Below are 25,415 nucleotides of genomic sequence, written 5' to 3'. Positions count from 1 at the left end.
CTTTCGAGTGGGATGACGGTAGTGCCGCTGATGTGCCCGAAGGGGAGGAGTGCGAGTTGCGTGACCCACCCGTGACTCCTCGTCGCGTTCGGAGTTGAACCGGCCATGAAGAAGCGCAGCATGCTCGCCGTCGCCTCGCTCGCCGTGGGTGTCGTGGCCTCCCTCACCGCGCCGAGTGCGCACGCCAGCGCCGTGGGCGGCCAGGAGGGCCTGCCCGGGTCGCTCAGCAGCGCGCCCGACGTGCTGCCCGGCCAGGTCGGCGACGCCGGCGGTGTCGTCGGGCAGCCCACGGGCTTCGTGACCGGACCGGCGAACGGGCTGGTCGGGGTCACCCCCGCCTAGTCCCGCCCACCGGCCCGGAGCCGGCCCGGCTCGCTCCGGGCCGTGCGCGGCCGAGGCGCCACACGACGGAACCCGCCCGTTCAGGACATCGGCGCTCCGAGGTCCTGGGTCCAGTACGGGATGCCGGCCTGACTGGTGGCGAGGCCCACGCCGATGTCCTTGAAGCCGCAGTCCAGCATGTTCGACTGGTGGATGCCGCCGTCCATCCAGTGGGTGAAGACCGTGGCCGGGCTGGCCGTGCCCCGGTCGAGGTTCTCGCCCCACTGCGACCACCGGTAGCCGGCGGCGGTGATCCGGGCGTCGGCGCGGACGCCGTCCGGGTTGACGTGGTCGAAGAAGCCGCGGGTGGCCATGTCGTCCGCGTGCTTCTGGGCGGCGGTGTGCAGCCGGGGGTCGATCCGCAGGGGTGCGCAACCCGCCTTGGCCCGCTCGGCGTTGATCAGGTCCACCAGCTGGCGCTCCTGGTTGGGCACCGGTGCGGCGGTGACCACGCGGGTCGGGGTCGGGGTCGGCGTGGGGGTCGACGTCGGGGTGGGGGTCTCCGTGGGCGTCGGTGTGGGCACCGGCGTCGGGACCACGGCCACGGGCGCGGCGGCGACGGTCGGGGTGTCCTGGGCGGCCGCCGGGGCGGTCGGCTCCGGGGCGGTCGGCAGCGGAGGCTCACCGTGTTGCGGCCAGACCAGCGCGAGGGTGGTCACGGCCACCGCCGCGGCCGCGCCGCTCACCAGGACGGCCTTGCGGGCCGCGGTGCCGGCCCAGCCGCCGTGTCCTCCCGCACCGGCGTGCGCGCCGGAACCGCCCCCCAGGCCCGCGCCCGAACCGGCTCCGGTGGCGGCGGTCTGGGCGGCGGCGGCCGCGGTGTGCTGGAAGTGCAGCAGGAGGGGCGAGCCGTGCGGGATCGGCACCAGGGCGAGGCCGGCCAGCAGTCCTTCGGCGGGGAAGAGGTCACGGCCGAGGCCGTCGCAGCCGGCGCAGCTGCGGATGTGACGGGCGATGCGCTTGCGCCAGACCGAGTTCGGGGTGCCGTCGAAACCGGCGGTGAGCTCGGTCAGTTCGGGGCAGCGGGGGTAGGCGCTGAGGGCGCGGACGACGACGCGGCCGGCTTCGAGCTGCTTCTTCATCCGCTGGACGCGGACGGCGGTGTGCGCGGGGCTCAGGTCGAGGGACTCGGCGAGTTCGGCGCGGGTGAGGTCGCCCGCGGCCTCCAGCCACCACAGGGCGAGCAGTTCGCGGTCGTCCGGGTCGAGCCAGCGGGTCGCTTCGGCGACCTCCCGGCGCTGGCCGGAGAGGCCGAGCCGCAGGATGGTGAGGTCGGTGAAGTCGGCCCTGGGGTCGGCGACCTCCCAGGTCTCGTCCAGCCCGCCGACGGCCTGCTGCAGACCGGCGGCGTGACGACGGCGGACCTGGTTCATGGTGATGGCGACCAGCCACGAGCGGAACGAGTCCGGGTCACGGAGCCCGTCCAGACCGTCCAGCGCCCGGATCATGGTCTCCTGCGCGACGTCGTCCACGTCCGCGTGGCCGCCGAGGGCGCGGCCCGCGACGTTGTAGACGAGCGGCAACCAGGCGGCGACCAGCGCCTCCTGGGCCTGCCGGTCGCCGGCCTGCGCCGCGAGCACCAGGGTGCTTCCGGTCCTGTTCTGCACATCAGCGTTCATGGTCCGCACTCCGTCTTGCCGTGTTTCCGTCCGCCGCTGCCTCCTCGGAGACCTGTGGGGAGTGATCAGATAACAACAATGTGCGCGGAATCGGAAAATCGGCCCGGCCCGGAGCCCGGATCGGGCCGGGCTACGGGTCTGCTCGGGTCGGTCTGTTCGGGTCAGGTGTGTTCGGGTCAGGTCGGGTCAGGCGGGCCGGTGCGGTTCCGGTCGAAACGGGGGGCCGGGGCGGCTCGGGCCGGGGTCGGTCAGGCCGGGGCGGCGAAGACCTGGGTCCACCACGGGCCGCCGGACCCGGTCCGCACACCCACGCCGAGCTGCTTGAACGCGCAGTTCAGGATGTTGGCCCGGTGGCCGGGGCTGTTCATCCAGGCGTCCATCACGGCCGCCGGGTCCTTCTGGCCCCGGGCTATGTTCTCGCCCCAGGTGCTCCACCGGTAGCCGGTGGCCTCGATCCGGTGGTCGGCGTGGTAGCCCTCGGGGCTCGCGTGATCGAAGTAGTTGCGGTTGGCCATGTCGTCGCTGTGCGACTGGGCCGCCGTGGCCAGTCGCGGTTCGGACGCGACCGGTCCGCAGCCGGCCTTGGCGCGCTCGGCGTTGACCAGGTCCACGACCGCCTGGGCGTCCGACGGGGCCGCGCCGCCGTCGACCGGGGTGGCGGGCGCGGTGGCGGTCCGCTTGGCGGAGGTCGCCGCGGCCGCGGTGCTCCGGGTCTCGCTCGCGGTCGCCTTGGCGGGCGTGGCGGACGCGGTGGGGGTCGGGGTGGCGGTGGCAGTGGCCGTCGGGGTGGCCGAGGCGGTGGGGGTCGGGGTGGCCGAGGCGCTCGGGGTCGCCGCCGGGTCGCTCGCGGACGCGCCGGCCGACGGTACCGCGGCGGCCGGGTTCGCTCCCCCGGCGCCGGGGACCTGGATGCCCTCGTGGGTGCCGATCTCGGCGGCGATCAGCGCGTCGGCGGCCATCGCCTGGCCCATCGTGTCCCGGTCTGACTGCTTGCCGCCGTACGCGGCGTACCCGGCGCCCGCCAGCGCGGCGATCAGCCCGGTCCCGGCCACGGCCGCGACCACCGCGGTGACCGGCACGAACCCACCGCGCCGGCGACCCCGGCGGCCCTGGCCCGCGTGCCGGTCGGCGGCCCGCCGCGCGGCCCGGCCACCGGACCGGCCGTGGGCGCCATCCGCGCCGCCGTCGCCGCCGGTGGCCGGGAGGATGGTCGTCCTGTCGTCGCTGTTCACGTGGTCACGCTTCCTGTTTCCGGGTCGGCTGGTCGGGTGCCGACACCTGGGAGACCCCCCGGCGACGCGCCGATAACAGAAAGTCCGAACGAATGTCCGGCGGCCCGGTCGCCGCGTCAGCGCACCGGGGCGTCCGGGGCCATGTCGTAGGTCAGGAACTGCGTCCGGGTGGCGACCCGGTCGTACTTTCCACGCGCCCGGTAGTTGGTCTCCGAGGTGATCCAGCGGACGGTGTTCCAGCCTCGCTCGGCGGCGATCTCCCGCAACCCGGCCAGCAGCAGGTCCACCGCGCCGCCGCCCCGCACGTCCGGCGCGACGAAGAGGTCGTCCAGGAAGCAGCCGACGGCCCCGTGCAGGGGCCTGGCGAACGGCCGGTAGTGGGCGAGCCCGACCGGCCGCCCGTCGCCGTCCCGCACCAGCAGCCCCGACAGCTCGTGGTCCTCGTCGGTGAGCCAGGACCACACCAGCGCAGCCTTCTCCTCCGGGCACGGCACCCGGTAGAAGTCGCAGTACCCGCGGAAGAGTTCGCGCCAGGCGGCGAAGTCGTCGGCCTCGGGCGCGCCGACGCTCCAGCGGTCGGCGGGGGTGCTGCTCATCTCGGTCTCCTCGGGGTCACGGCTCGACGGGCGTGCCCAGCATGACGTCCCGTCGGCCCGGATCCGATCACCACCCCGGCCAAGACCGACGGCCGCCCGCTCCACTCCGGCGCTTGGAAACCGAGCGGCACCGGACCCGTCCCGGCACCGGACCCGCGCCGAGGCCGGATCCGTCTGCCCGGGGTGCCCCCGCCGCCAGGTATCGCGGCAAGGGGCGCTCGCCCGATGCCCGGTGCCCGGCGGCCGGGTGCTCTCCGGCGTCACCCGGACGTCGCGGGCACTCCGCTGGACGGCAGACCGACGACCCCGGCCCGGCCCCGGAGCCGGAGCCGGAGGCCGCGACCGGCTACCGCCCGGACCCTGCGCAGCGGGCCCCGCGCGTGGTGAGGCCGAGGGGGACAGAGCTCGCGGTGGAGGCCCGGGTGAACGCCCGGCAGCGTGCGCCCGTGCCGATGTCACACGGGGTGCGGACCAGTCCCGGGCCGCCACCGCGCGCGCCCCAGGCGTCGATCGCCTCGGGAAACGCGGCGGCGGAGCCCGCCGGACCGCTCGCTCCGGCCCCGCTTCGGACGGCTCCGGCCCCGCTCCGGCCCCGGCCCGACCGCCGTCCGGCCCGTCACCCCCCCTCGTCGCCACACCGGAGCGCCCTCCTGCGGCGCTGCTGAGGCGCGGGCCGCCGGGGGCGCCGATGCTGGAGGAAGGAGGTGGTGGTGTGGCGGGGTTGCTGCGGTTGGCGGAGGTGTCGCGGGCGGTGGCGGCGGAGCCGGGGCGGCGGGCGAAGACGGGTCTGCTGGCCGGCTACCTGAGCGAGGCGGGGCCGGTGGAGGCGCCGGCGGCGGTGGCGTTGCTGTCCGGGGAGTCGCAGCGGCTGCGGACCGGGGTCGGGCCCGCGGCGCTGCGGGGGCTGCCGGCGCCGACCGGCGAGGCGTCGCTCGGGGTGCGGGAGGTGGAGCGGGAGCTGGAGCGGATCGCGGGGGTGCACGGGGCCGGGGCGCAGGCGGAGCGGCGCCGGCTGTTGCACGGGCTGTTCGCCCGGGCGACCGGGGCGGAGCAGGGCTTCCTGCGGGCAGTGCTGGTCGGGGACCTGCGACAGGGGGCGTTGGACGCGGTGGTCGGGGACGCCGTGGCGCAGGCGGCAGGGGTCCCGGCCTCGGCTGTGCGGCGGGCGCTGATGTTCCGGGGCTCGGCGCGCGCGGTGGCGCAGGCCGCACTGACCGGTGGGGCGGACGCCCTGGCGGCGTTCCGGCTGGAGGTCGGACGACCGGTGCGCCCGATGTTGGCCGCCTCCGCACCGGACGTGGCCTCGGCACTGGAGCGCACCGGCCCGGCCGCACTGGAGTGGAAGCTGGACGGTATCCGGGTGCAGGTGCACCGGGACGGCGGCGAGGTCGCCGTGTTCACCCGGAGCCTGGACGACATCACCGCGCGCGTCCCCGAGGTGGTGCAGGCCGCGCTGGCGCTGCCGCTGCGCTCGGCGGTGCTGGACGGCGAGGCGATCGCGCTCGGTCCCGACGGGCGGCCGCGCCCGTTCCAGGAGACTGCGGCGCGCGCCGCCGCCCGGCGGGACACGGAGCGGCTGCGCGCCGAAGTCCCGCTCAGCGTCCACTTCTTCGACCTGCTGCACCGGGACGGCGAGGACCTGGTGGATCGTCCGGGCCGGGAGCGCTGGGCTGCGCTGGCCGGGTCGGCGCCGCCGGATCTGCGGGTGGCGCGCACCGAGACCGGGGATCCCGGGCGGGCGCTGGCCTTCTTCCGCGACACGCTGGCCCTCGGCCACGAGGGCGTCCTGGTGAAGGACCCGGCGGCCCCGTACGCGGCCGGGCGGCGCGGGATCGGCTGGATCAAGGTGAAGCCCCGACACACCCTGGACCTGGTCGTGCTGGCCGCCGAGTGGGGCAGCGGGCGGCGGCGCGGGTTCCTCAGCAACCTGCACCTGGGTGCCCGGGCGGCGGGTGAGCCGGGGCTCGGCCCGTGGGTGATGCTGGGCAAGACCTTCAAGGGCCTGACCGACGAGACTCTGGCCCGGCAGACCACCGAACTGCTGGCCCGGGAGACCGAGCGGGACGCCTGGACGGTGCGGGTCCGTCCGGAACTGGTGGTCGAGATCGCCTTCGACGGTCTGCAGCGCAGCTCCCGCTACCCGGCGGGGCTCGCCCTGCGGTTCGCCCGGGTGGTGCGCTACCGGCCGGACAAGGCAGCCGCCGAGGCCGACACCGTCGCAACCGTGCGGGAGATCGCCGCCGCCGAGGGGCTGTCCTCCTGATCCCGTGTCCGGGACGGCCCGGCCACCGCTTGTCGGGGTGACGTCAATTCAAACCTGCGGCGGCGCCCGGGCGCCGGAACAGGGACCGAATCGGCCATTCTCGACGATCCCGCACCGCACCCTCCGTGGACGGAACAGCGGCGGTTAGGTTGGCAATGACAACGAGAGGCAGCCGCCGGGCAGCCGGCGGCGCACTGGCGAGAGGTGCCCGACCATGCGGGTGAGCGTCGACCGGGACCGCTGCTGCAGCTCCGGGATGTGCGTCATGAACGTTCCCGAGGTGTTCGACCAGGACGACGAGGACAGCCTGGTGAGACTCCGTCAGACCACCTTCCTGCCCTCGCAGTTCGCCGATCTGCGACTGGCCGCCCAGCTCTGCCCGGGCGGCGCGATCACCGTCACCGAGGACGAGCCCGCCGAGATCGACGGCTGACGCCCCCACCGCGGGACCACCACCGACGGACCACCACCGACGGGCCGCTTTCACCGCCGTCACCGCACCGTCTCCGACGGACGGCCGCGCAGCCGGTGGACCGCCCGGCACCCCACCCCCACCGGAGAACACCGCGACGCAAGGAGACCCCACCTTGACGAGCACGCCCACCACCGCCGTCCCGATTCCCGCCCCGCACTCCGCCGCCTGCCCGTTCGGCCCGCCGCCCGCCTACACCGAGGCCGCCGGCGCCGGACCCCTCACCCGCGCCGACCTGCCCGGAGGCGAGTCCTGCTGGCTGGCCACCGGCTACGCCGAGGTCCGCACCGTCCTGTCCGACCGCCGGTTCAGCGCGGACGCCCGCCACCCGAACTTCCCGCTCCTGGTCCCCGGCATCCGGAAGCTGATCACCGAGAACCCGAGCTTCCTGCGCCTCGACGACCCCGAGCACGCCCGGCTACGACGGATGGTCACCGGGGACTTCCTGGTCAAGCGGGTCGAGGCGATGCGCCCGGCCGTCCAGCGGATCGTCGACGACGCCCTGGACCGGATGACCGAGGGCCGGACCGAGGCCGACCTGGTCCCCGACTTCGCCCTGCCGGTCCCCTCCCTGGTGATCTGCCTGCTGCTCGGCGTCCCGTACGAGGACCGGGAGTTCTTCCAGGGTGTCAGCCGGACCCTGCTCAACAACACCAGTACCCCGGAGCAGCTCTCCGCGGCCCAGGACGAGATGCTCGACTACCTGAGCGAACTGGCGGCCCGCAAACGGGAGCAGCCGGAGGACGACATCCTCAGCCGGCTCGCCGCCCGGGACGACCTCACCCCGCGCGACGCCGCGGGCACCGGCATCCTGCTGCTGATCGCCGGCCACGAGACCACCGCGAACATGATCTCGCTCTCCACCGCCCTGCTCCTGGACCGGCCAGAACAGGCCGCCAGGCTGGCCGACCCGGCCGCGGTGCCCGGCGCGGTGGAGGAGTTGCTGCGCCACCTCACCATCGTGCACACCGGCCTGCCCCGGGTGGCCCTGGAGGACGTCGAGCTGGGCGGCACGACGGTCAGGGCCGGCGAGGGCGTGATCGCGATGATCTCCACCGCCAACCGGGACGGGACGGTGTTCGGCGGCAGCGGGCCCGGGCAGGTCGACGAACTGGACCTGGACCGGGACGCCCGGCGGCACATGGCCTTCGGCTTCGGCGTGCACCAGTGCCTGGGCCAGCCGCTGGCCCGTGCCGAGCTGCAGATCGCCCTGGCCACCCTGTTCCGGCGGCTGCCCGGACTGCGGCCGGCCGGCCCGCCCGGCACGGCGGCCTTCCGCACGGACTCGTTCATCTACGGCATGCGGTCACTGCCCGTGACCTGGTGACGTCACCCGGTCCGGATCCGGCCGCCGGAACGCGGGACTCCGCTCACCCGGCTGGCCCCGGCGACGGGGCGGAGGCAGGCTGGAAGGGCGAAGAGACACCCGGCCCGGCCGCACCCGCCGCCCGGCCCGCCGGACCGGCCGAGGAGACGGAGCCCGCGATGACCGACATGAGCGAACGGTCCGAGGTGAGCACCGACCGCGACGAGGACATCCGCGCCGCGGACCCCGAGGAGGGCATCACCTCGATGCAGAACCTGCACGCACAGGACACCTCGCAGGCGGAGGGCGACACCGTGCCGGACGCACCCGGCCGGCTCGACTGACCGTCCACCGTACCGACTCGACCGCCCGGTGGGACCGGGCGGTCGCCGCGACCGCAGGTGTCGCTGCCCTGGTGGCGAATCACCGGCGGGGGAGGATAGGCGCATGACCGAACACGACCAAGGCCATCGGCAGGCCCGACCGCCCGCGGACCCGCGCGCGTCGTGGGCGACCTGGACCACCCAATCCATCATCAGCGGCCCCGGCGGTGTCACCACCGCCGAGGTCGGCCCGATCTCCGGCGACCTCACCGTGCACACCACCTGGGTGGACGGCGAGGCGCGGCTGACCGTCCAGTACACCGGCGCGCTGGACTGGTACACGGTGTCCGGCAGTCCGGTGCCGGCCGCCGACGAGATCACCGCGCGGGCCATCCACCAGGCGATGGTGAACGGCGTGAAAACGGGCAGGGGTGCCAGCGCCCCGCCGCCGCTGACGACCTAGGCTCCGGGCGGTGCCGGGGCAGCCGGTCCTACGGGGCCTCGTCCTCCGGCACCGCCCCGTCCGCCGCCGCCGTTCCGCCCTTCCCCGTCGACTCGCCCTTCACCACCGTTCCCCGCTTCCCCACCGTCTCGCCCTTCACCACCGGCGCGGCCGTGGTCCAGTAGGTCCAGCTCGCCGGCCGGCGCTCGCGCAGGTCCGCCCGGACCTCGTCGGCGAGCCGGCGGGTCTCGCGGCGGTTCATGGTGGCGCCGATGCCCGCGCCGACCAGCAGCGGGGTCACCGAGGGCAGGTGGCGCAGCGAGCTGCGGGTCAGTCGGCGGCGCACCTGCTGGCGCACCTCCGCGCCGATCGCCAGCGCGGCGAAGCCCGCCGGGCGCACCAGCAGCGTCGCGTCGATCCCGCGACGGTTGGCCCACGCGCCCAGGTAGGCGCCGGCGCGCTGGGTCGCGGTGCCCTGCGCCGGGACGCCGTAGACCTCGTGCAGCTCGGCGATCAGCTTGATCTCCACGGCCGCCACCGCGATCGTCTCGGCCGCGATCTCGACCGGCATCGCGGGCGGCACCGGCATCATCGCCGCCGCACCGACGCCCGCGCCGAGCGCGCCGGAGGCCCGGACGGCGCCGGTGACCAGCAGGTCGGCCAGCTGCTCCGGGAAGCCCGCGCCCGGGTGCTGCGCCCGCAGGGTGGCCAGGTCGCGCACCGGGATCCGCGGCGCGGCCCGCACCAGCTGCTCGGTGAGGGCCCGGCCGCCGTACGCGGCGCCCCTGGCCGCGCCCTTGGCGGCCCGGCCGCCGCTGCCGAGCAGCCGGGCGGTGTGCGCGACCACGGCCCGGCCGCGCCCGCGCTGCCCGGCCTCGTACGCGGCGGCCGGCCCCTCGTCGACGGGCTGCTCGGCCTCCTCGACCAGTTCGGCGAGCTGTTCGCCCAGGTCCGGCTCGGGGGTCGGCGGCGAGCGCCGCGGTCTGCGGAAGACTGCCATGCGGATCACGTACCCGCCCGGGCCGGGCGCTACGCGGTGATCTGCACGCCGCGCCAGAACGCCACCCGGCCGCGCACGTGCTCCGCCTCCGGCTTCGGGTCGGTGTAGAACCAGGCCGCGTCGGGGTTGGTCCGCCCGTCCACCTCGACGGTCCAGTAGCCGGCGGTGCCCTTCCAGCCGCACACCGTGGTGGTCCCGGAGGGCCGCAGGTACTCGGTGCGGACCGATTCGGCCGGGAAGTAGTGGTTGCCCTCGACGACGACGGTGTCCGCGCTCTCGGCGATCACGACGCCCTGCCAACTCGCTGTGGTCATGCGGTGATTGTGCCCCACGGACGATCACCCCGACCGGCGGTCCGGGGAATCGGGAAACCGGGAAACCGGGCGGTCGGGCGGTCGGGCCGGCGCCGGGTCGGCGCAGCGGGCGGGCGGCGCAGCTGGCGGGCGGGACGGAGGGCGGCCAGGGCAGCGGGCGGTCAGGGCAGCGGGTGGGCGTGGACCGGCAGGTGCGGGCTCTGGTGGCCGCCGCTGGCGAGCATCCGGACCTCGCCGGAGTCACTGATCTCGGCGCGGACGATGCCGCTGTCGTCCTCGTACACCGGGTGGCCGCCCGGGCCGGTCGCGCTGGTGCGGGTGACCACGACGACGTCCTGCGGGGCCTGGGTACCGGGGTTGCCGGGAAAGGTGAGGGCATAACGCTGGGCGGGGTTCATCACCGGTTCCTGCTCCCTGTCGGCGGGTGTCGCGGGCCGCCGTCGGCGTCCGCTGCGGGCCGCACCGGGCCCGTCACCCGGCTGCGGCCTCGGCGGCCCGGGCGTGCGAGCCGCGGACCTCCAGCTCGCCGAGCAGCCGGGCGGTGGCCTCCGCCACCGCGTCCACGGCCCGGTCGAAGGCCTCCCGGTTGTGCGCCGCCGGGGCGCGGAACCCGGACACCTTGCGGACGTACTGCAGCGCGGCGGCCCGGAAGTCGTCCTCGTCGGCGTCGGGCGTCACGGGCGGTCGCAGCGTCTTGATGTTGCGGCACATGCCCCCAGTCTCGCGCGCGCGGGCCGTACTGGCGACCCCCTATCGTCACGCACTCCTCACGGGGGCGTCATCCGGCAGGATTAGGATGCCGGGCGAACGAATTCGTCCGCCGCGCGCTCCCCGGTCGTCGGCATCACCCCGGAGTCACCGCCTTGCCTCTCGCGCTGCTCGCGCTGGCCGTCACCGCGTTCGCCATCGGCACCACCGAGTTCGCCGCCATGGGGCTGCTCCCCCAGGTCGCCGACGACCTCCACGTCTCCATCCCGCAGGCGGGCTGGCTGATCTCCGCGTACGCGCTGGGCGTCGTGATCGGCGCGCCGCTGCTCACGGTGGCGGCCTCCGGGCGGCCCCGCAAGGCGGTCCTGGTGGCGCTGGCCGGGCTGTTCGCGACCGGCAACCTGCTGTGCGCGCTGGCACCGGACTTCTGGACGCTGGCCGCCGCGCGACTGGTCACCGGGCTGCCGCACGGTGCCTTCTTCGGGGCGGGCGCGGTCGCCGCGGCCGAGCTGGTCGCGCCCGACCGGCGGGCCCGGGCGGTGGCCGTGATGTTCTCCGGGCTGACCGTCGCCAACATCGTCGGTGTCCCGGCCGCGACCCTGCTCGGGCAGCACCTGGGCTGGCGGGCGACCATGCTGGTGGTCGTGCTGATCGCCGCCGCCGGGACGCTCGCCATCGCCCGGCTGGTGCCCGAGCTGCCCGCCCCCGCCCAGTCCGGGCTGCGGCACGAGCTGCGGGCCTTCCGCAGCGGGCAGCTGTGGCTGGCCCTGGCCACGGTGGTGTTCGGCTGCGGCGGCTTCTTCGCCTGCTACAGCTACATCGCGCCGCTGCTCACCGAGGTCTCCGGGTACGCCACCGGCTCGGTCACCCTGGTGCTGGCGCTGTTCGGGGTCGGGATGACGATCGGCAACGTGCTCGGCGGGTTCGCCGCCGACCGGGCCCTGCGGCCGACCGTCTGCGCGGCCTTCGTGCTGCTCTCCGCCACCCTGGCGCTGTTCGCGGTGACCGCCCACGCCCGGTGGCCGGCGGCCGTGACGGTGGTGCTGATCGGGCTGTTCGGCTTCGCGATCGTGCCGGCGGTGCAGACCCTGGTGCTGCAGAAGGCCCGCAGCGCGCCGACGCTGGCCTCCGCGACCGTGCAGGGCGCCTTCAACCTGGCCAACGCCCAGGGCGCCTACTTCGGCGGGCTGGCGCTGGACGCCGGACTCGGCTGGACCTCGCCGACCCTGGTGGGCGCGGGCCTGGCCGCCTCGGGCGCGCTGGTCGCGGTGCTCGCCTGGGCGGCCGACCGCCGGCGGCCCGCATCTGTGGCCGCGGAGCCGGCCGCCCCTGCGCCGGCCCCTGCCGCGGTGACCGGGGTCTAGGGTCCGTGGTCGACCCTCCGTCGTCCGCCCGGACGGCCGGGGTCCGAGGACCGGGGGCTACCGAGGACCGGAACTGTCGAGGACCGGAGCTGTCGAGGACCGGGAGCTACCGCCTCTCGATGTCCCGGTGGGCGTCGGCGAGCAGCCGGTAGCCCTCGCCGTTGGCCTCGATGCCGCTCCGCTCCTCCTCGCTCAGCTCCCGACGGACCTTCGCCGGGACGCCCGCGACCAGCGAGCCGGGCGGGACCACCATGCCCTGCGGGACGACCGCGCCGGCCGCGACCAGCGAGCCGGTGCCGATCCGGGCGCCGTTCAGCACCGTGGCGTTCATGCCCACCAGGACGTCGTCCTCGACCGTGCAACCGTGCAGCACCGCGTTGTGGCCGACCGAGATCCGCTCGCCGACCACCAGGGGGAAGCCGGGGTCGGCGTGCAGGGTGCAGTTGTCCTGGATGTTGCTCCCCGCGCCGACGCTGATCGACTCGGCGTCGCCGCGCAGCACCGCGCCGTACCAGATGCTCGCGCCCGCGCCGACCGTCACGTCCCCGATCACGACGGCGTTCGGCGCGACGAAGGCGTCCGGGTCGACGGCGGGCGCCTTGCCCCCGACTGCGGCGATCAGCGGCTCTGCCATGTCTCGTCCTCCTGGTGACGGTGGGCCGTGGTGTCGCCGGTCAGCGTAGGGGGTCGGTCACCACAGCGTGCGGGCGAGGTCGGGCAGGGGTGCGGGGGCGGGCACGGGGGCGGAGGTGGGTGCGGGGGCGGCGGGCTGGGGTCCGCACAGCGCGGTCGTGGTCACCTCGTCCCAGGCGGCGACGGCGGCGGCCGGGTCCGGCGTGTCGTCGATGGTGGTGCTCCCGGCGTACTGCCGCCTGCCGGCCGCCGATCCGACCACCATCGTGACGTAGCCGGGGAAACCGCCGGAGTGGGCCCCAGAGGGTGCCGCAGGGGTGTCGACCCGCTGCAGGCCGAGACCGTAGGACCGGCCGTCGCCGTGGGTGGTGGTCTGCTCCATGGCGGCGAGTTCGGCCGGGCGCAGCAGGCGTCCGCCGAACGGGGCCGCAAGGAGGGTGGTCAGGTCGGCGGTGGTGGAGATGCCGGCGCCGGACGACCCCACCATGGAGGGGTTGAGCAGGGTGACGTCGGCCGGGCCGGTGTCCGCCTTGTCGTAGCCGTGGGCGTGGGGGCCGGGGACGACGGGCGAGTCGCCGGGCATCGAGGTGCCGGTGAGGCCGAGCGGGCGGATGATCCTGCGGGTCACCTCCTCGTTCCGGCTGCGGCCGGTGAGCTTCTCGATGATCATGCCGACCAGGACGTGGTCGGGGTTGGAGTACTGCCAGTCGGTGCCGGGCGGGAAGGCCGACGGGTACCGGTGGGCGATGTCGACCAGGTCCCGGAGGGCGTAGTGCCGGTAGCGGCCGCCGGAGAGCCACTCCGGGCGGCGGCGGTCGAAGGCCGGGTCCTGGGTGCAGTCGGCGACGCCGCTGGTGTGGTCGAGCAGCTGCCGGACGGCGACCGCGGTGCTGTTCGGCACGATGCCCGGCAGCCGGCACTCCAGCCGGTCGTGGAGGACCCGTCGGTGGTCAGGAGGTACACGGAACGGCGCCAGACGCTGTACGACCACAGCTTCACCGCCGGCGTCCCGTCCGCCGGCGCCCTACGCCCGCTGCGCGGCCCGGACGCGCCGGAGCCGGTCGAGGGCGGCGAGGCAGAAGGCTTCTGACACCTGAGTCGCGGTCATCCCGTCACTTCCGCAGCACCACCTGGTTGCGGCCGGGTCCGCATGCCCCAGCGGGCAAGAGACGGACCGACAGCGCCCAGTGCCGCGAAGAACACCGCCAGCAGCAGCCAGCCTGTCGTGCCGAGGCCGAGTACCACCGTGGTGAGGATCGCGGGGGCGAGAGCCTGGCCCGTGCTGAAGCCGAGACCGAAGACACCTTGGTACTGGCCCTGTGCGTGGTCGGGGGCAAGACCGAAGCCCAGGGCGAAGGCCGCCGATGACTCCCAAACCTCTCCCAGACTGTGGACGAAGATCGCGGCCAGGACCAGTCCCGCCGCCGCCCAGACAGGGGTGTGCGCCGCCAGTGCCATCATCGGGCAGCTGACGAGGAAGAGCAGCCCCGCCGTGCGAAACGCCAGGCCGCCATCGTGCGGGGTCTCGATACGCGAGCCGATCCTGGTCTGCATCAGCACACAGAACAGGGAGTTGACGGCGAACAGCGCGGCCACCGTCCAGCGCGGCGCCTCGGTGTGCTGGGAGATCCAGATCGGCAGGAGTAGTGAGACCACCGGGTACTGCAGTCCCATGGCCCCGTAGAGGGCGGTGAACGCGAGGAAGGGACGATCCGCGAGGACGGGCCAGCGCCGCTGTTGCGGTGGTGCTGCCAGTACCGGATAGCGGGGCAGCAGGAGCAGAAGCACCGCACACAGGGCGAAGCTCGCCGCGTTGCCGAGGATCAGCGTGACATAGGCGCCGCGGGTGTTCGCGGCCAGCGCCAGCCCCGCACCCACCGTTCCCAGGATGACGCCCAGGTTGACGAACGTGCGCAGCTTGGCACGGAACAGGGCCGGGCGCTCACCCCCGACCCGGACCACCAGCGCGCCCCACGCCGCCCCACCAGCAGCTGCGGCGATCTGGTCGACCGTCGCGATGATCGTGAGCGCGGCCCAGCTCTCGACGAGGACGAGAGCCGCCATCGACACGGCCTGGACCGCGAGGGCCGACATCATGATCGTGCGAGCCCCTCGCCGATCTGCGAGATGCCCGCCCGGTATCCCCGCGCACAGACCGATCACTCCGGCAATGGTGAGCGCGGCACCGACCTGCACCGCAGGCAGGCCCACGACCAAGGTGAAGTAGAGCGCTGACGCCGCGTTGAACAGACCATTGCCGACTCGGTTGACGAAACTGGCGGCGACCAGCACGCGCTCCGGCCTACTGTCCCCCGCCATCCGGCCTATTCGACCCGCTAAGTTGCCCTTGATCATGGATGGCACGCTAACAGCGGTCGCTGATCCAGCGGAAGAAGCACCAAGATCCGGCCGTGGGCGTCGCCGCAGCCGGCGGCGACGACGGCGGTGCGCAGCGCAGGGCGGCGGCGCCCGGGTGTCGGAGCGGTCCCGACGGCGGTCGGGGCGGCGGTGATGTCCGCCTCCCTGTCCGGGGTGCGGGATCGGTCAACCAGGCTTCGGGACCGTGTTTCTGACGCCGCCTCAGACATTCGGGCGGCCGCCGTCGCTCCGCAGGACGGTGTCCGACCCGGAACGACCCCGGAGCCGTACCCCGAGACGGTTCGGGGTACGGCTCCGGGACGGGCGGCGCCGGTCGGGCGCGCGAGCGGTCCGCCGGGTGGGACGGGTCAGGCGGGCGGGACGGGTCAGGCGACCGGGGCGTGCTTGCGCAGGACCTCGATGAAGGCCCGCAGCCACGCCGGGTGGTCGGGCCAGGCGCGCGCCGAGACGACCAGGCCGTCGACGACGGCCTCGCCCTCGACGAACTCGCCGCCCGCGGCCTTGATGTCCGGGGCCAGCGCCGGGTAGGCCGAGGTGCGGCGGCCGTCCAGGACCCCGGCGGCGGCGGTGATCAGCGGGCCGTGGCAGATCTGCGCGACGGGCTTGTCCCCGGTGAAGAAGTGCCGCGCGATCCGCTGCACGTCCGGGTCGTTGCGCAGGTACTCGGGGGCGCGGCCGCCGGGGATGACCAGGGCCGCGTAGTCGGCCGGGTCGACGTCGGCGAGGGCGATGTCGGCGGGCCAGGTGTAGCCGGGCTTCTCGGTGTACGTGTCGTAGCCCTCGACGAAGTCGTGCACCACGAACTGCAGGCGCTTCTTGGTCGGGGCCGCGATGTCGACCTGGTAGCCCTCCTCGCGCAGCCGCTGGTAGGGGTAGAACACCTCCAGTGATTCGGCGGCGTCCCCGGTGACGAGCAGGATCTTCGGTGTCATCGTCGACATCCCTCCATGTGATCGGACCTCAGTTTCCGTACGGGGCACCGACGGTGGCGCCCTTCCGGGCCCGGTCCAAAAATTGCGCACCCGTCACGTCGTTGGCAACGGGGCGCACCGGGCGTACGGCGGCGCATACGGAGGCTCGCGCGCCGGTTGCGGGGAGTGCGCGCCGGGTGACCCGCCCGGCTTCGGCACCCCGCGCCCCGGGTCCTAGACTCCTGCTGCCCACGACCCGCACGCCACCGCCTTCTCCGGAGGAACCCATGCCGGACCGCACCACCTACCTCGTCCTTCCCGGCTACGGGAACTCGGGCCCCGAGCACTGGCAGACCCGCTGGGAGGCCGCCTCGGAGACGTTCCGCCGGGTCGAGCAGGCGGACTGGGACCACCCGGAGCAGGCGGACTGGGTCGCCCGGGTGGACGCGGCGGTCGCGGAGGCCGCCGCCGCGGGCCCGGTGGTGCTGGTCGCCCACAGCCTCGGCTGCGTGACGGCGGCCCGCTGGGTGGCCACCGCGCCCGCCGCGCGGACCGCGGCCGTCCGGGGCGCGCTACTGGTCGCCCCCGCCGACATCGACACCGCGGAGGTGCCGGAACTGGTCGGCTTCCGGCCGGTGGCGCTGCAGCCCTTCCCCTTCCCGGCCGTGGTGGTCTCCTCCACCGACGACCCGTGGGTGTCCCCCGGGCGGGCCCGCGCGTTCGCCGAGGCCTGGGGCGCCCGGTACGTCGAGCCGGGCGCGTACGGGCACCTCAACTCCGACTCCGGACTGGGCGACTGGCCGGAGGGCCGCGAGCTGCTCGCCGAACTCTGACACCGTGAACGGGGGGACGATGGACAAGCGGACGTCCCGGACCAGGCGCGTCCTGGTCCGGCTGTTGGCGGCCGGCGGGGTGGCCGCCGTACTGCTGTACACCGAGGGGCAGTGGGAGAGCCGCTCGGGCGGCCGGATGCTGGTCGCCGACCTGCTCAACCGGCCCGAACTGCTGCTCGGCGCGGCGCTGACCGCGCTGATCGCGGCCGCCTGGCTGGGCGACCTGCGGGCCGCCGCCCTGCGGACGGCCACCCGGTCGGTCACGGTCACCGCCGGGGTGGTGTTCCTGCTCGGCGCGCTGGCCGCGCACAAGGTGTCGGCGGCCGAGACCCGCAGCCGGGAGGCCGCCCCTGCGGGGGCGGAGCGGGCGCTGGTGGTGGTGCACCGCTCGTACCCCGCCGGGCCGACGCCGGGCGAGCACTGGCAGGTGCTCCTGGAGTCCGGCGACGGCTGGGAGGCGCGGCGCTGGGCGCTGGCCGACATCGGCGGGGGCCCGGACGACGCCCGGCTGGTGGAGGCGAGTTGGACCGGTCGGGAACAGATCACCGTGGTGACCGACTCCTACCGGCGGGTGTTCAACCTCGACCAGGACAGCGGCGAGCCGGTCGAGGCGAGATAGGCCGGTCGGGACTGCCGGGACGACCGTGCCGACCGGGGCGCACGCGGTGACCGGGGCGCACGCGGTGACCGCGGCGACCGCGGTGACCAGCTCGGGTCACCCCAGCCCCAGGGCGTGGGCGGCGAGCACCAGCAGCACGGCGTTGCCGGCCGCGCCCAGCGCGGTCGCGGAGAGGAAACGGGCGGCGGTGCCGTCCGGGTACGGGTTGAGGGTCATCGCGAGCAGGAAGCCCGGCGTCGTCCAGATCACCGCCGTCCACTGCGCCACGGCGCCGGTGGCGCCCGTCCCGGCGCGCGACTCACGGGCGGCGGCCAGGCCGACCACCAGGTAGCCGGCCAGGTAGCCGGCCGAGGGGCAGAGGACGGCGGGGACGCCGAGGATGCTGTGCGGCATGGCGCCATCGTCCGCCGACGCGGCGCGGCCCCGCATGAGTACGGGTACTCATGCGGGGCCGGTCGGGAGCGGGCCCGGCCGCCGGTCGGAGCGGCCGGGTCTCGGCTACTGGCCCTCGGGGTCCGCCGGGGTGGACGGCGCGGAGCGGCCGGTCGGGCCGGTGCCGCGCGGCTTGCCCTGGTTCCCGTTGTTCCCGTTGTTGCCCTGGTTGCCGTTGTTCCCCGGGCTGCCCGTGGCGGGGGCGCCGGTGCAGGTGGCCGAACCCGCCGAGCCGCCGGCGGTGGGGCAGTTGGGGTCGCGCTTGGGCGGGTCCGGGATGTAGACGGTGGTGAACTCCTTCTCCGGCATGCTCCGGACCGCGTCGCTCATCGCCTTCTGCCAGATCGGCCCCGGTCCGGTCGCCCCGAACACCTCGGCCTGGTACTTGCCGCCGATCCGGATGTTGCGCATCGGCACCTTGGTGCCCGGGCTGCCCAGCCAGACCGAGCCCGCCAGGTTGCCCGTGTAACCGGTGAACCAGGCCGACTTCTTCTCGTCCGTGGTGCCCGTCTTGCCGGCGATCTGGCGGCCGTCGTCCAGGCCGAGGTCGCGCGCGGTGCCGCCCTTCTCGGTCACCCCGAGCAGCACGCTGTTGATCACGTCGGCGGTGTCCTCGGACATCGCCTGACTGCACTGCGCGCCCGGCACCGGCACGTCCTTGCCGTCGACCGTGGTGATCCGGTTGATCGCCATCGGTGCGCAGTAGCTGCCCCGGGCGGCGAAGGTCGCGTAGACGTTGGCCATGGTCAGCGGGCTGACCTCCTGGGTGCCGAGGCCGAGGGCGGGCACCTCCTGCAGCGGCGAGCCGTCCGCCTTGCCCGCCACGCCCAGCTTGTTGGCCATCTGCTTGACCGCGCAGAGCCCGATCTCCTGCTCCATCTGCACGAAGTAGGTGTTCACCGACAGCGCCATGGCCTGCTTGAGCTCGTACGGGCCCTTCTCGGACTCGGACTCGTTGGGGATCGTCCCCTCCTTCTTGCCCTTGCTGAGGTTCTTCCAGGTGCCGTCGCAGGTCTTCATCGTCGGCCAGTCCATCCGGTTCGGCGCGTCGTATCGCTGGGTCGACGACAGGCCGGCCTCCAGGGCCGCGGCGGCCACGATCGGCTTGAAGTTGGAGCCGGGCTGGAAGCCGACGCCGCCGCCCATCGCCGCGTCCACGTTGTAGTTGACGACCGTCTCGTTCTTCTCCTTGGCCAGGCCGTACGGGCGGGTCTGCGCCATCGCCAGGATCTTGCCCGTACCGGGCTCGACCATCGTCATCGCGGCCGAGACCGGGTCGGTGACGTACACCTTGGTGGAGACGGCGTTCTGGGCGGCGGCCTGCTTCTGCGGGTCCAGCGTGGTGTAGATGTTCAGACCGCCGGTGTCCCACAGCGTCTTGCGCTCGGCCGCGCTCTTGCCGTACGCCGGGTCCTGCTTGACCACGTGGCGCACGTAGTCGCAGAAGAAGCCCATCCCGGCCTGGGCGGTGATGCAACCGTTCTGCGGGTCCTTGTAGTTCAGGCCCAGCGGCGCGGCCTTGGCCTCCTTGGCCTGGTCCGCCGTGACGTGCTTGTTCTCCACCATCTTGTCGATGACGGTGTCACGGCGCCGCTGCGCAGCCACCGGGTGCAGCTTCGGGTCGTACTGGGACGGGTTCTGCACCAGCCCGGCGAGCATCGCCGCCTCGGGCAGGGTCAGGTCCTTCGCGTCCTTGCTGAAGTAGCGCTGCGCGGCGGCCTGGATGCCGTACGCCTGGTGGCCGTAGAAGGTGATGTTCAGGTAGTTGGTGAGGATCTGGTCCTTGGACAGGTCCTCCTCCAGCTTGATGGCGTACCGGAGTTCCTGGATCTTGCGGCCGAGCGTCTTGCGCTGCGCCTCGCGCACCGCCTCCGGATCGTCCCCGGCCTTCTCCACGTTGACGTTCTTCACGTACTGCTGGGTCAGCGTGGAGGCGCCCTGGACGGTGGCGCCGCTCTCGGCGTTCTTGGTGACGGCCCGCAGGACGCCCTTGAGGTCGACCGCGCCGTGCTCGTAGAAGCGGGCGTCCTCGATGTCCACCTGCGCCTGGCGGATCAGCGGGGACATCTGGTCGGCGGTGAGGACTGTCCGGTCGCGCTCGTAGACCTTGGCGATCAGGCCCCCGTTGGCGTCGAAGATCTGGGTGGCCTGGGTGAGCGGCGGGGTCTTGAAGTCGTCGGGGATGTTCTGGAAGCCCTCGGCGCCGTTCTTCGCCCCGAGTCCCACCGCGCCGGCCGCCGGGAGGACCAGGCCGGCCAGCAGCACGCCGCCGAGGACGCTGGCACCGAGGAAGGTGGCCGCGTGGCCCAGGAATCCGAGCGGGGTCTCACGGCGCCTCGGGCGCGGGACCCAGGTGTCGCCCGGGTCCTGGGTGGGTATGCGACGGCGGCTCTTCGGTGACATAGTTCGAACATTAAGGCCGTGAACACGCCTTGTGGGCGGGGTGTCGGCGAAGGATTGTCACAAAATCGCGACAGCTTCGACTCATTCGCGAGAGTCGAACGGACGTGCACGCAGGGACAAGGACCGTTCGTCCACGGCCCGTTGGCCCTGCGCCCCGTCCGCGCAGCTCGGCCGCACCCGGCAACTCCCCGGCCCGCACCCGGCCTTCCGGTGCCGGGTGTTCGACCGGCCCCCGCTCACCCCGCCGGGCAGAAGACGTCCCCGGCCGGACGGCGGCCGCTCACCAGGTAGTCCGTCACCACCGCGTCACCGCAGGCGTTCCCGTTCGCCACGTACACGTCGTGGCCGCCGGAGTCCACCGTGACCATCCGGGCCCGGTCCCCCAGCGCGGCGCGCAGCTTGAGCGCGCCGCGGTACGGGGTCGCCGGGTCACGCAGGTTCTGGGCCAGCAGGACGTTCGCCGGGCCGCGGTCGGTCACCTTCACCGGCGACTCGGCGGGCGCGAACGGCCAGAAGGCGCAGGGCGTCACGTTCGTCGGCATGCCGGCGGTGAGCGGACGGGCGGCGCGCTCGGCCGCGACGTCCTTGACGTACGCGGCCGGATCGGTGGGCCAGCTGACGTCGTTGCACAGGGTGCCGACCGAGACGGCGATCGAGTTCTGCACCGCCTGCACCGCCTGCTCGGGCAGGGGGGCCGGCGCGGGCAGCGGACGGCGGCCGAGGCCGGCCAGCATCAGCCGGGCCAGGCCCGGGAACTTGGCGTCCGCGTACAGGCTCTGCAGCATGGCCTCGCGCAGCACGTTGCCGTTCAGCTCGGCCGGATCGGCGCCGGGCCAGGGCAGCGGCTCCCGGTCCAGGCGGGCGGCGAGGTCCAGGAAGAGCGGGCGGACCTCCTCGGGGGTGTCCGCGACCCGGTCCGGGTTGTCGGGCGAGGCGGCCCACTTGGCGAAGTCCGGGAAGCGGTCCTCGGCGCCCTGGCCGTAGGCGGCGAGCCAGCCGCGCTCCACCCGGGTCGGGTCCGGGTCGTCGTTGCTGTCCAGCACGATCCGGTCGGTCCGCTGGGGGAACATGGTGGCGTAGACGGCGCCCGCGTAGGTGCCGTACGAGGTGCCCCAGGCGGAGATCCGGCGCTCGCCGAGGGCCGCGCGGATGCTGTCGATGTCACGGGCCTCGTTCGCGGTCGAGATGCTGCGCAGCACCGGGCCGCCGTCGCGGGCGCAGGTCTCGGCGACCCGGCGCGCGTAGGCGACGTTCCCGTCGATCGATCCGTCGGCGGCGGGCCAGGAGTGCAGTTTGACCATCGAGAGGTCGGCGCGGTCCAGGCCGCAGCTGACCGGGGTGGAGCGGCCGACTCCGCGCGGGTCGAAGCCGACCAGGTCGAAGCGGTCCAGGACGGACTGCGGGAGGCGCTTGGCCGCGTTGGTCGGGACGTTCAGGCCGGAGCCGCCCGGCCCTCCGGGGACGGTCAGCAGGACGCCGTGGCGCAGATCCGGTCGGGCGGCGGGGATGCGGGAGACCGCGAGGGTGATCTGCTCGCCGTGCGGATCGCGGTAGTCCAGGGGGACGGTGACGGTGGCGCACTGCTGACGCGGGTCGACCTGGCCCTGGCAGGTGGTCCAGGCGGGGCGGCCCTTCCCGGTGTTCCGGGCGTCGGCGGCGGCGGGCAGGGCGGTCAGCCCGGTGACGGCCAGGGCGGCGGCCGCGGCGGCGGCCGCCGTGACGGTGACCGTGCCCTTCGAGCTCTTCGAACTCCTGGTGTTCTTCGCGTTCTTCGAGCTCGGCGTGTTCGGCGTGTTCGGCGTGTTCGGCGTGTTCTTCGGCATGCCCAAGAGTCTGCTGTGACCGGGCGCCCGGACCCATCCGGCAAGCAGGCCGGTCGGGGGTGGGGAAATCCCCCGGCCGCCGGGTGGAGGCCGCAACCGGGTGCGGCCTCCTGCGGTCGGTCGGGGTGAGGGGGGTGGTGCCGTGCGCTCCGGAGGGGGCGTCAGAGACCGAGCAGGGCCGGGTCGGAGGCGAGGGCGCGCAGCGGTTCGCGCGGGTCGGCGACCAGCTTGCGCTCGGCCAGGTCGAGGATGCCGCCGACGCCGGTGATCTCGGCGGCCAGCACGCCGTCCCCGCGGACCAGCCGCTGCACCACCTGGAAGGTCTTGCCGTCCCGCCAGGCGAACGAGCAGCTCACGTCCACCGGGTCACCCGCGCGCAGTTCCCGCAGGTACTTGATCGTGGTCTCCAGGACGACCGGGCCGACGCCCTTGGCGACCAGGTCGGCCTGGCGGATCCCGGCCGCCTGCAGGTACTCCCAGCGGGCGTGCTCGGCGTACTGGAGGTACACCGCCTGGTTGAGGTGCCCCTGGGTGTCGGTCTCGTACCCGCGGACGGTGATGCGGGTGGTGAAGTCCTGATCGGTCATGTCCCGCACGCTACTCCGGGCGGCGGGTCGCCACCTCGTGTCCTCCGTCACCCCGGCCCCGGTCACCCGGTCAGCGTCGCCAGCACCGGCAGCAGGGCGTCCGGGCGCCGGTCGACGGGCAGGTGCTCGACCGGGTGGAAGGCGCAGCCGAGCACCGTCGCGCCGCCGTCGCAGGTCCGGTCGTCGCCGACCATCAGCACGTCGGCCGGGGCCAGCCCGAGCCGGGCGCAGGCGGTCTCGAAGATCGCCGGGTCCGGCTTCTGGGCGCCCACCTCGTAGGAGAGGACGTAGCTGTCGACCAGTTCGTCCAGCCCGTGGGCGCGGAAGACCGGACGCAGGTCCCAGCCGATGTTGCTCACCACGGCGACCGGGACGCCCCGGCGGCGCAGCTCGTGCAGCACGGGGGCGGTGTCCGGGTACGGGCGCCAACTCGCGGGCGCCAGATGGCTCTCGTACAGGGCGTCCACGTCGAGGCCGGCGGGTGGCGCGGCGGCGCGGGTCAGCGCGGTGTACGCGCTGCGGTGCAGCTCGGGGGTCAGGTCCCGGGTGTCCCAGGCCTCCTGGACCTCCGGCGGGATCCGGCGCGGCGGGACGCCCCCGGGCAGTGCGCCGAACTCCTCCAGTCGGGCCACCAGTTCGGCCTGTTCCGGGGCGGACAGGCCGGGGCCGGCGGCCGCGGTGAAGGCCGCGAGCCACTCGGCGGTGGAGACGACTCGGAAGAGCGTTCCGGAGAAATCGAACATCACGCCTTTGGTCATGGCGTCGAGCCTAACCGCGCGATCCCCCGGCGGGGGAACTGCTGTACGACGGGGGACGGCCGCACGGCAGGCGAGGGGCCACGGCCGTACAGCGGGCTCAGCGGAGGGTGAGGATGCGCGGGCCGTCCTCGGTGACGGCGACGGTGTGTTCGATGTGGGTGGCGCGCGAGCCGTCCGTGGTGCGCAGGGTCCAGCCGTCCGGGTCGGTGTCGTAGTCGTCCCTGCCTCCGGCGATGAGCATCGGTTCGATGGCCAGCACCAGGCCGGGGCGCAGCGGGTAACCCCGGCCCGGGCGGCCGACGTTGGGCAGGTGCGGGTCCTCGTGCATCCGGCGGCCGATGCCGTGCCCGCCGAAGCCCTCCGGTGTCCCGTAGCGGCCGGCGCGGACGACGCGGGCGATGGCGTGGGAGATGTCCCCGATCCGGTTGCCGACCACGGCGGCGGCGATGCCGGCGTCCAGGGCGCGCTGGTTGGCGTCGATCAGTGCGGTGTCCTCGGGACGGGCGGTGCCGACGGTGAAGCTCACGGCGGCGTCACCGGCCCAGCCGTCCAGCACCGCGCCGCAGTCGATGCTGACCAGGTCGCCGTCGCGCAGCCGGTAGCCGTTCGGGATGCCGTGCACGACGGCGTCGTTGACGGAGGCGCAGATGACGGCGGGGAACGGGACCGGCGCGAACGACGGGCGGTAGCCGAGGAACGGCGAGCTCGCTCCGGCCGCGTCCAGCACGCCCCGCGCGACCTCGTCCAGCTCGGTCAGGCTGACGCCGACCGCCGCCGCCTCCCGTACGGCGGCGAGCGCGTCCGCCACCACCCGCCCTGCTTCGCGCATCGCTTCGAGGGCGGCGTCCGACTTGAGTTCGACCATGGTGACCACTCCCCTGGATCCAATTCTTATACCGGTATTTGTATCACGGTCGATCCCGGGCGACGACCATCCGGCCGCACCGCGGGACAGCCCACGACGGGGGCACCGCGACAGCCGCAGGCCGCCTGCCTGGGAATACCTGGCGCCGGGACGGTCCGTGATCCGCTAGTGTTCGGCGGCGCAATCCGATGATCTGACCATGAGGAACCCACGTGACGACCCCGCCGACCGCCCCCGTCGACGAGACCCCCCAGCCCGCCCAGCCGGCCGCCCAGGAGCCCTGGGGCGCCGGAGTCCCGGCCCCGGACCAGCCCTCGCGGCTGCGCCGCAACCTCCGCCGGGTGGGCGGACCGCTCCTCCTGGTCGCGCTGATCAGCGCCGGTCTGCTCGTCGCCGGCCAGATGAGCAAGTCCGAGCCGGAGGCGGCACAGGTCGGCAGCTGCGTGCACGACCTCGGCAACGGGACCAAGCCGAAGATGGAGCTCGTCGACTGCTCCAAGCCCACCGCGGACTACAAGGTCACCAAGGTCGTCCACGACGGCGAGGCCAAGCACGCCTGCGACACGGAGCCGGACGACGTCTTCGGCTCCTACAGCGAGGAGCGCCGGAGCAGCATCGTCATCCTCTGCCTCGCCCTGAACCCCGCGCGGCCGGGCGGCCCGGCCGACCTCCCGAGCTGGCCCGCGCTCTAGGCGCGTCCGGGACGGACCCCGGAACGGGCCCGCACTGCGGGGCGGGCCCGTGCGGGACTATGCTCGACGCCATGGTGAGGACTCCGCTGACCCCGTGGGAGCGCGAGCGCGGGGAGCGCTTCGGAGCGCTGCTGCGCGAGGCGCGTGGCGGGCGCAGCATGGTCGAGGTGGCGGCAGTGGCCGGCGTCTCCGCCGAGACGCTGCGCAAGATCGAGACGGGCCGCGCCCCGACGCCGTCCTTCTTCACCATCGCGGCGCTGGCCTTCGCGCTCGGCCTGTCCCTCGACGAACTCGCCTCCGCCTGCGCACCGTCCGAGGACGGCGAGCACGGCGCGGCGCTCACGGCGTGAACGGGCGACGGCCCGCCCCGGCGCGCGGTGCGCGGGGGGGGGCGGCGGGCCCCCCCGGACGGGGGGTTGGGTGGGCGCGGGTGAGACCACCCCGGGGTTTTTTCTGACGA

29 protein-coding genes are annotated in these 25,415 nt (G+C 74.3%); 12 read left to right on the top strand and 17 right to left on the bottom strand.

Annotation, left to right across the window (positions count from 1 at the left end; all coding sequences use genetic code 11):
• The first annotated feature begins 105 nt into the window (after positions 1–105).
• Complete coding sequence (locus tag ACFV04_RS35180) at positions 106–342, top strand: hypothetical protein (RefSeq protein ID WP_380534973.1); 237 nt, start codon at positions 106–108, stop codon at positions 340–342.
• 80 nt (positions 343–422) lie between these two features.
• On the opposite strand, the gene ACFV04_RS35175 is transcribed toward ACFV04_RS35180, so the two are convergent.
• From ACFV04_RS35175 to ACFV04_RS35165, 3 genes are all read right to left on the bottom strand, one after another.
• Positions 423–2,000, bottom strand: a complete 1,578-nt coding sequence (locus ACFV04_RS35175; RefSeq protein WP_380534971.1) for a sigma-70 family RNA polymerase sigma factor — start codon at positions 1,998–2,000, stop codon at positions 423–425.
• 248 nt (positions 2,001–2,248) lie between these two features.
• Positions 2,249–3,232: a CAP domain-containing protein gene (locus ACFV04_RS35170; protein WP_380534969.1), complete on the bottom strand. Its 984-nt coding sequence runs from the start codon at positions 3,230–3,232 to the stop codon at positions 2,249–2,251.
• Between the two features lie 116 nt (positions 3,233–3,348).
• On the bottom strand, positions 3,349–3,828 hold the full coding sequence (locus ACFV04_RS35165) for a GNAT family N-acetyltransferase (RefSeq protein WP_360255630.1): 480 nt from the start codon (positions 3,826–3,828) through the stop codon (positions 3,349–3,351).
• A gap of 688 nt (positions 3,829–4,516) precedes the next feature.
• Between ACFV04_RS35165 and ACFV04_RS35160 the strand changes: the two genes are divergently transcribed.
• The 5 genes from ACFV04_RS35160 (at position 4,517) to ACFV04_RS35140 (ending at position 8,655) form a co-directional block, all read left to right on the top strand.
• Entirely contained in the window at positions 4,517–6,091 is a 1,575-nt protein-coding gene (locus ACFV04_RS35160; protein ID WP_380534967.1) for an ATP-dependent DNA ligase, read from the top strand.
• Between the two features lie 214 nt (positions 6,092–6,305).
• The gene (locus ACFV04_RS35155; protein ID WP_380346925.1) at positions 6,306–6,524 is read left to right on the top strand and encodes a ferredoxin; all 219 of its coding nucleotides are present in this window, start codon (positions 6,306–6,308) and stop codon (positions 6,522–6,524) included.
• A 154-nt stretch (positions 6,525–6,678) separates the two neighbouring features.
• A complete protein-coding gene (locus ACFV04_RS35150) occupies positions 6,679–7,890 on the top strand; it encodes a cytochrome P450 (protein WP_380534965.1) in 1,212 nt (403 codons plus the stop codon).
• A 158-nt stretch (positions 7,891–8,048) separates the two neighbouring features.
• Positions 8,049–8,213, top strand: coding sequence for a hypothetical protein (locus ACFV04_RS35145; RefSeq protein WP_380346927.1), 165 nt, complete (start codon positions 8,049–8,051; stop codon positions 8,211–8,213).
• Between the two features lie 103 nt (positions 8,214–8,316).
• The gene (locus ACFV04_RS35140) at positions 8,317–8,655 is read left to right on the top strand and encodes a hypothetical protein (RefSeq protein ID WP_380534963.1); all 339 of its coding nucleotides are present in this window, start codon (positions 8,317–8,319) and stop codon (positions 8,653–8,655) included.
• Between the two features lie 28 nt (positions 8,656–8,683).
• On the opposite strand, the gene ACFV04_RS35135 is transcribed toward ACFV04_RS35140, so the two are convergent.
• The 4 genes from ACFV04_RS35135 to ACFV04_RS35120 all read right to left on the bottom strand — a co-directional run bounded on the left by ACFV04_RS35135 (position 8,684) and on the right by ACFV04_RS35120 (position 10,659).
• Complete coding sequence (locus tag ACFV04_RS35135) at positions 8,684–9,634, bottom strand: hypothetical protein (RefSeq protein WP_380534961.1); 951 nt, start codon at positions 9,632–9,634, stop codon at positions 8,684–8,686.
• 29 nt (positions 9,635–9,663) lie between these two features.
• Positions 9,664–9,948, bottom strand: coding sequence for a DUF427 domain-containing protein (locus ACFV04_RS35130; RefSeq protein WP_380346933.1), 285 nt, complete (start codon positions 9,946–9,948; stop codon positions 9,664–9,666).
• A gap of 161 nt (positions 9,949–10,109) precedes the next feature.
• Positions 10,110–10,346: a DUF6296 family protein gene (locus ACFV04_RS35125; protein ID WP_360255646.1), complete on the bottom strand. Its 237-nt coding sequence runs from the start codon at positions 10,344–10,346 to the stop codon at positions 10,110–10,112.
• Between the two features lie 73 nt (positions 10,347–10,419).
• On the bottom strand, positions 10,420–10,659 hold the full coding sequence (locus ACFV04_RS35120; protein WP_360255648.1) for a DUF2277 domain-containing protein: 240 nt from the start codon (positions 10,657–10,659) through the stop codon (positions 10,420–10,422).
• A 152-nt stretch (positions 10,660–10,811) separates the two neighbouring features.
• Here ACFV04_RS35120 and ACFV04_RS35115 point away from each other — a divergent pair, with 152 nt between their 5' ends.
• Positions 10,812–12,020: an MFS transporter gene (locus ACFV04_RS35115; RefSeq protein ID WP_380346934.1), complete on the top strand. Its 1,209-nt coding sequence runs from the start codon at positions 10,812–10,814 to the stop codon at positions 12,018–12,020.
• A 106-nt stretch (positions 12,021–12,126) separates the two neighbouring features.
• Here the strand turns inward: ACFV04_RS35115 and ACFV04_RS35110 are convergent, their stop codons facing one another.
• Complete coding sequence (locus ACFV04_RS35110; protein ID WP_380534960.1) at positions 12,127–12,654, bottom strand: gamma carbonic anhydrase family protein; 528 nt, start codon at positions 12,652–12,654, stop codon at positions 12,127–12,129.
• Between the two features lie 57 nt (positions 12,655–12,711).
• On the bottom strand, positions 12,712–13,644 hold the full coding sequence (locus ACFV04_RS35105; protein WP_380534959.1) for a serine hydrolase domain-containing protein: 933 nt from the start codon (positions 13,642–13,644) through the stop codon (positions 12,712–12,714).
• On the opposite strand from ACFV04_RS35105, the gene ACFV04_RS35100 reads away from it, so the two are divergent.
• Positions 13,600–13,743: a hypothetical protein gene (locus ACFV04_RS35100; protein WP_380534975.1), complete on the top strand. Its 144-nt coding sequence runs from the start codon at positions 13,600–13,602 to the stop codon at positions 13,741–13,743. The genes ACFV04_RS35105 and ACFV04_RS35100 overlap by 45 nt on opposite strands.
• 14 nt (positions 13,744–13,757) lie before the next feature.
• On the opposite strand, the gene ACFV04_RS35095 is transcribed toward ACFV04_RS35100, so the two are convergent.
• Entirely contained in the window at positions 13,758–15,008 is a 1,251-nt protein-coding gene (locus ACFV04_RS35095; RefSeq protein ID WP_380534958.1) for an MFS transporter, read from the bottom strand.
• A 389-nt stretch (positions 15,009–15,397) separates the two neighbouring features.
• Positions 15,398–15,964 carry a DJ-1/PfpI family protein gene (locus tag ACFV04_RS35090; protein WP_380346938.1) on the bottom strand — a complete coding sequence of 189 codons (567 nt, stop codon included), beginning with the start codon at positions 15,962–15,964 and terminating at the stop codon, positions 15,398–15,400.
• 266 nt (positions 15,965–16,230) lie between these two features.
• Here ACFV04_RS35090 and ACFV04_RS35085 point away from each other — a divergent pair, with 266 nt between their 5' ends.
• Together ACFV04_RS35085 and ACFV04_RS35080 are read left to right on the top strand one after the other, a co-directional pair.
• Positions 16,231–16,776 (top strand): RBBP9/YdeN family alpha/beta hydrolase, encoded by a 546-nt coding sequence (locus ACFV04_RS35085; protein WP_380534956.1) that lies wholly within the window; start codon positions 16,231–16,233, stop codon positions 16,774–16,776.
• A 19-nt stretch (positions 16,777–16,795) separates the two neighbouring features.
• Positions 16,796–17,395 (top strand): hypothetical protein, encoded by a 600-nt coding sequence (locus tag ACFV04_RS35080; protein ID WP_360266399.1) that lies wholly within the window; start codon positions 16,796–16,798, stop codon positions 17,393–17,395.
• A 96-nt stretch (positions 17,396–17,491) separates the two neighbouring features.
• Here ACFV04_RS35080 and ACFV04_RS35075 read toward each other — a convergent pair whose 3' ends face one another.
• From ACFV04_RS35075 to map, 6 genes are all read right to left on the bottom strand, one after another.
• Positions 17,492–17,788, bottom strand: a complete 297-nt coding sequence (locus ACFV04_RS35075) for a hypothetical protein (RefSeq protein ID WP_380534954.1) — start codon at positions 17,786–17,788, stop codon at positions 17,492–17,494.
• A 105-nt stretch (positions 17,789–17,893) separates the two neighbouring features.
• Positions 17,894–20,230: a transglycosylase domain-containing protein gene (locus ACFV04_RS35070; RefSeq protein ID WP_380534952.1), complete on the bottom strand. Its 2,337-nt coding sequence runs from the start codon at positions 20,228–20,230 to the stop codon at positions 17,894–17,896.
• Between the two features lie 236 nt (positions 20,231–20,466).
• Positions 20,467–22,053 (bottom strand): alpha/beta hydrolase, encoded by a 1,587-nt coding sequence (locus tag ACFV04_RS35065; RefSeq protein ID WP_380534950.1) that lies wholly within the window; start codon positions 22,051–22,053, stop codon positions 20,467–20,469.
• A 161-nt stretch (positions 22,054–22,214) separates the two neighbouring features.
• Entirely contained in the window at positions 22,215–22,640 is a 426-nt protein-coding gene (locus tag ACFV04_RS35060; protein WP_360266410.1) for an acyl-CoA thioesterase, read from the bottom strand.
• Positions 22,641–22,702: 62 nt separating this feature from the next.
• Positions 22,703–23,398: an HAD family hydrolase gene (locus ACFV04_RS35055; RefSeq protein ID WP_380534948.1), complete on the bottom strand. Its 696-nt coding sequence runs from the start codon at positions 23,396–23,398 to the stop codon at positions 22,703–22,705.
• A gap of 97 nt (positions 23,399–23,495) precedes the next feature.
• Complete coding sequence (gene map, locus ACFV04_RS35050; RefSeq protein WP_360266415.1) at positions 23,496–24,263, bottom strand: type I methionyl aminopeptidase; 768 nt, start codon at positions 24,261–24,263, stop codon at positions 23,496–23,498.
• Positions 24,264–24,475: 212 nt separating this feature from the next.
• On the opposite strand from map, the gene ACFV04_RS35045 reads away from it, so the two are divergent.
• Together ACFV04_RS35045 and ACFV04_RS35040 are read left to right on the top strand one after the other, a co-directional pair.
• On the top strand, positions 24,476–24,955 hold the full coding sequence (locus ACFV04_RS35045; RefSeq protein ID WP_380534946.1) for a hypothetical protein: 480 nt from the start codon (positions 24,476–24,478) through the stop codon (positions 24,953–24,955).
• 71 nt (positions 24,956–25,026) lie between these two features.
• Positions 25,027–25,305 carry a helix-turn-helix transcriptional regulator gene (locus ACFV04_RS35040; protein WP_360266421.1) on the top strand — a complete coding sequence of 93 codons (279 nt, stop codon included), beginning with the start codon at positions 25,027–25,029 and terminating at the stop codon, positions 25,303–25,305.
• Positions 25,306–25,415: the final 110 nt, after the last annotated feature.

Origin of the sequence: Kitasatospora sp. NPDC059599 (assembly GCF_042735125.1) — a bacterium.
GTDB lineage: Bacteria > Actinomycetota > Actinomycetes > Streptomycetales > Streptomycetaceae > Kitasatospora.
Note: the sequence above shows the minus strand (reverse complement) of the source record. Positions and strands in the feature narration are given on the sequence as shown.